This window comes from Methylobacterium sp. WL103 (genome assembly GCF_008039885.1).
In the GTDB taxonomy this organism is placed as follows: Bacteria; Pseudomonadota; Alphaproteobacteria; order Rhizobiales; family Beijerinckiaceae; genus Methylobacterium; species Methylobacterium cerastii.
Genome location: NZ_VRUX01000378.1, coordinates 1 through 4201 on the forward strand (window position 1 = coordinate 1; position 4201 = coordinate 4201).

The 4201-nt window shown below is 72.4% G+C and carries 4 protein-coding genes; 3 read left to right on the forward strand and 1 reads right to left on the reverse strand.

Annotated features, from left to right (window positions below):
• Nucleotides 1-613: DJ-1/PfpI family protein (locus tag FV222_RS18790; RefSeq protein WP_147815375.1), on the reverse strand; the 613-nt coding region annotated here is incomplete at its 3' end.
• Nucleotides 614-802: 189 nt separating this feature from the next.
• Between FV222_RS18790 and FV222_RS18795 the strand changes: the two genes are divergently transcribed.
• The 3 genes from FV222_RS18795 to FV222_RS18805 all read left to right on the forward strand — a co-directional run.
• Nucleotides 803-2098: an alpha-hydroxy acid oxidase gene (locus FV222_RS18795; RefSeq protein WP_147762801.1), complete on the forward strand. Its 1296-nt coding sequence runs from the start codon at nt 803-805 to the stop codon at nt 2096-2098.
• A 178-nt stretch (nt 2099-2276) separates the two neighbouring features.
• Nucleotides 2277-4022 (forward strand): glycosyltransferase family 39 protein, encoded by a 1746-nt coding sequence (locus FV222_RS18800; RefSeq protein WP_147762800.1) that lies wholly within the window; start codon nt 2277-2279, stop codon nt 4020-4022.
• On the forward strand, nt 4019-4201 hold a 183-nt coding region (locus tag FV222_RS18805), incomplete at its 3' end, for a glycosyltransferase (RefSeq protein WP_147815376.1). The genes FV222_RS18800 and FV222_RS18805, both read left to right, overlap by 4 nt.

The following is a 4201-nucleotide window of genomic DNA, read 5'->3' on the forward strand; positions in this document are numbered from 1 at the left end:
CGCGTGCCGCCGCCAGCACGGCGGGCGACGCGGTTTCGGGCGTGCCGGCGTCGAAGGGAGGAACGGGAGCGTATTCGTGGCCGAGCTGGATCGCCTCGGCGCGCTCACGGCCGACGAGTTCGGCTGCCAGCGTCAGGGCGAAGTCGAGGCCGGCGGTGACGCCGCCCCCGGTCACGAAGCGGCCGTCGCGCACCACGCGCTCGCGCACCGGGATCGCTCCGAAGGCGGACAGCAGATCGTGCGCGGCCCAATGGGTCGTCGCCCGGACGCCGTGAAGCAGGCCCGCGGCCCCGAGCACCATCGCGCCCGTGCAGACCGACGTGACGTAGCGCGCGCCTTCGGCCTGTCGGCGCACGAAAGCGAGGGCTGCGTCGTCCACCATCAACGCGTTCACGCCGACGCCTCCGGGCACGCAGAGCACGTCGAGGGCCGGACAATCGGCGAAGGTCGTGGTCGGCGTCAGGATCAGCCCGGTCGCGCTGCGCACCGGCGCAAGGCTCGCGGCGACGAGGTGAACCTCCGCGCCGGGCACGCCGACGAAGACCTCGTAGGGCGCCGTCAGGTCCAGCTGCTGAACGCCGGGGAAGGCGAGCAATCCGATCTGAAAGGGCATCCAGCGCTCACCTCGGCGGCTCGGCAAGTCGGCCGAATCCGCAGACCCGATCCTATCACCGCGATCGCACCGTGACAAAACCGGATCTTGTGCGCTGCAACATACCTGCCGTGCGCGGGCGCGCCTTGTTGCCAAGCTCGCCGAAGGCCAAGCACAAGTCTCTGTAGAACTTGGCCTTTCGAGAATCATATGTCCGACCGCCTGCATCCCCGGCCCGCCGCCGCGACCGATCCTGCCATCAGCCGCCGCAAGCTGCTGGAGTTCTTCTCCGCCAGCCCGATCCTCGCGTCGGGGGCGGTCGGCACGCTGGCGACGCTGCTTGAATCGGGCGCCTCGCGGGCGCTCGCCCAGAGCTACGACGTGCTGCGGCAGGCGCCGGTGATGAACGGCGACCTGATCGCCGCGCCGGCCCAGGCGCTCAACGTGTTCGACTTCGAGATGGTAGCCAAGAAGGAGCTGCCGCCGGCCCATTACGGCTACCTCGCCAGCGGCGTCGACGGCGACGAAACCCTGAAGGCGAACCGCGACGGGTTCGAGCACATCCGCATCCGCGCCCGCCGGCTGATCGACGTGCGCAAGATCGACACGAGCGTGAAGATCTTCGGCGAGACCTGGGCGAGCCCGATTGCGCTGGCGCCGGTGAGCAGCCAGGGCGCGTTCCACCCGGACGCCGAGCTGGCGGTGGCGCGGGCCGCCCGGGTGAAGGGCCACCCGATGATCCTGTCGACGGTGGGGTCGTCGGCGATCGAGGACGTGATCAAGGAGCGCGGCGCCCCGGTCTGGTTCATGCTCTACCCCACCGACGACTGGGCGGTGACCGAGGCGCTGGTGAAGCGCGCGGAGAAGGCCGGCGCGCCGGCCATCGTGCTGACGGTGGACCGCCAGGGCGGGCGCAACACCGAGACCCTGTTCCGCGAGCGCCGCACCGACACCCGCACCTGCACCGACTGCCACACGCCCGGCTTCAAGAACGAGGTGAGCCGCAAGCCGATGTTCGACGGGATCGACGTCGATCGCGTGACCAACCTCTACGGGACCGGCATGACCTGGGACTACGTGCGGCGCCTGCGCGGCATCGTGAAGGGCAAGCTCGTGCTCAAGGGCATCGTCACCAAGGAGGACGCGAAGACGGCCCTCGACCACGGCGTCGACGCGCTGATCGTGTCGAACCACGGGGGCCGGGCCGAGGAGAGCCTGCAATCGACTATCGGCGTGCTGCCGGAGGTCGTGGCGGCGGTGAACGGCCGGGTGCCTGTGCTGATCGACGGCGGCTTCCGCCGCGGCACCGACGTGCTCAAGGCTCTGGCGCTGGGCGCCACCGGCGTCTGCGTCGGCCGCCCCTACGTCTGGGGCTTGGCCGCCTTCGGCCAGCCCGGCGTCGAGGCGGTCCTCAACATCCTGCAACGCGAGTTCGAGACGATCATGCGCCAGGCCGGCGCCACCAAGATCGCCGAGATCACCGCCGCCAGCGTCGACCGGGCGTAGCCCGCATCCTGTGACCGGCCCCGCGGCTTTGGCGGCGGGGCCGGCATTTGACAATCCCGCCCGCATCATCGACACCGCCGCCCGTCAGGGCATCGACCGAACGACGAGGCCGGTTGCCGGTTCCGGAGCCGCGCATGACCGCCTTCTCGGCTTACCCCCTCCCGTCCGCACGGCGCCCATGACCCCCAGCGAAGCCGCGGGGCGACCCGTCCTTGCCGCGCGGCCCGGCCCCGGCTTCGCGTTCGGCGACTTCCTCCTGAACACCGTGTCGGCGAGCCATGCGCGGGCCTGCGCGTGGCTCCTCGCGCTCTGCCTCGTCTGCTTCCTGCCCGGCCAGATCTCGCTGCAGCCGATGGACCGGGACGAGCCGCGCTTCGCCCAGGCCTCGAAGCAGATGCTCGAGACCGGCGACGGCGTCGACATCCGCTTCCAGGGCGAGGCCCGCCACAAGAAGCCGGTGGGCATCTACTGGGCGCAGGCCGCCGCGGTGGCGGCGGTCGAAGCGCTCGGCGTGCCCGAGGCGCGGACCGCGATCGCGCTCTACCGCATCCCCTCGCTGCTCGGCGCGACCGCCGCCGTACTGCTGGCCTATTGGGCGGCGCTCGCCTTCCTCGCCCGCCGCGGCGCCTTCCTCGCCAGCGCCCTGTTCGGCGCCTGCTTGATGCTCGCGGCCGAAGCGCACCTCGCCAAGACCGACGCGCTGCTGACCGCGTGCTCGGTCGCCTCGCTGGGCGCGCTCGCCCGCGCCTGGCTCGGCCGGTCCGGCCCGGGCCCTTCGACCGCAGGCCGGCTCGCCTTCTGGCTCGGGCTGGCCCTCGGCATCCTAGTGAAGGGCCCGATGGTGCCGCTGTTCGTCGGCCTGCCGATGCTGGCGCTGTCGTGGAAGGCGCGCTCCGGCCGCTGGATCCTGTCGCTGCGCCCGTGGTCCGGCCTCGCGATCGTCGCCCTCATCGTCGCGCCGTGGTTCCTGGCGATCGCCTGGCGCAGCGGCGGCGCCTTCTTCACCGAAGCCGTCGGCCACGACATGCTGGCCAAGGTCGGCAGCGCCAAGGAGAAGCACTGGGCGCCGCCGGGCACCTACGCGCTGGTGTTCTTCGCGACCTACTGGCCCGGCGCCGCCTTCGCCGCCCTGGCGATCCCGTTTGCGTGGCGCCGCCGCGGGGACGATGCCGTCGCCTTCCTGCTGGCGTCGATCGTCCCGGCTTGGGCGATGTTCGAGGCGGTGCCGACCAAGCTCCCGCACTACGTCCTGCCGCTGATGCCGATGGTGGCGATCCTCACCGTGCTGGCGCTGCGCGCCGGCGCCCTCGATCCGACCCGGCGCGGCGCGCGCGCGGTGGCGCTGCTCGTGCCGGCGATTCCCGTCGGGTTGACGATCGGCCTCGTCGCGGTCGCGTGGCGCCTCGATCGGGTGCTGCCCGTGCTGTCGCTGCCGCTGCTCGGAACCGCCTGCGCGCTGGCCTGCGCCGCCTGGATGGCCTACGCGCGGGGCGGCCCGGAGCGGGCGATGGTGTTCGCGATCCTCTCCGCCTGCCTGCTCTCGCCCGCGGTGCTTGGGCTGGCGCAGACCGAGATCCCGGCGCTGAAGGTCTCGAATCGGCTCGCCGCGATCCGCGACGCGCTGCCGTGCCGGCCGCAGGTCGCGAGCCTCGGCTACCGCGAGCCGAGCCTGGTGTTCCTGATCGGAACGGACCTCGCCACCCCGAACACCGGCGCCGACGCGCTGGCCTTCCTCAACGCCGGCGGCTGCCGCCTGGTCTTCGTCGAGCAGCGCTCGGCCGCCGACTTCGCCGACGCGTGGCCCGTCGGCGGCGCCGGGCCGAAGGCGGTCGGGCAGGTGTCCGGCTTCAACATCAACGCCGGCCGCCGGGTCGACCTCACCGCCTACGCGGTGACGCCCGCGGCTCAGACGGTGGCCCCATGAACCCGACCTCCCCCCGCCTCAGCATCGTGGTGCCGGTGAAGAACGAGGCCGGCAACATCGCGGGCCTCGTCGCCGAGATCGAGGCCGCCTGCGCAGGCTTGGCGCCGTTCGAGCTGATCTACGTCGACGACGGCTCCACCGACGCGACGCCGGCCGCGCTCGAGGCCGCGCGGCAGGGC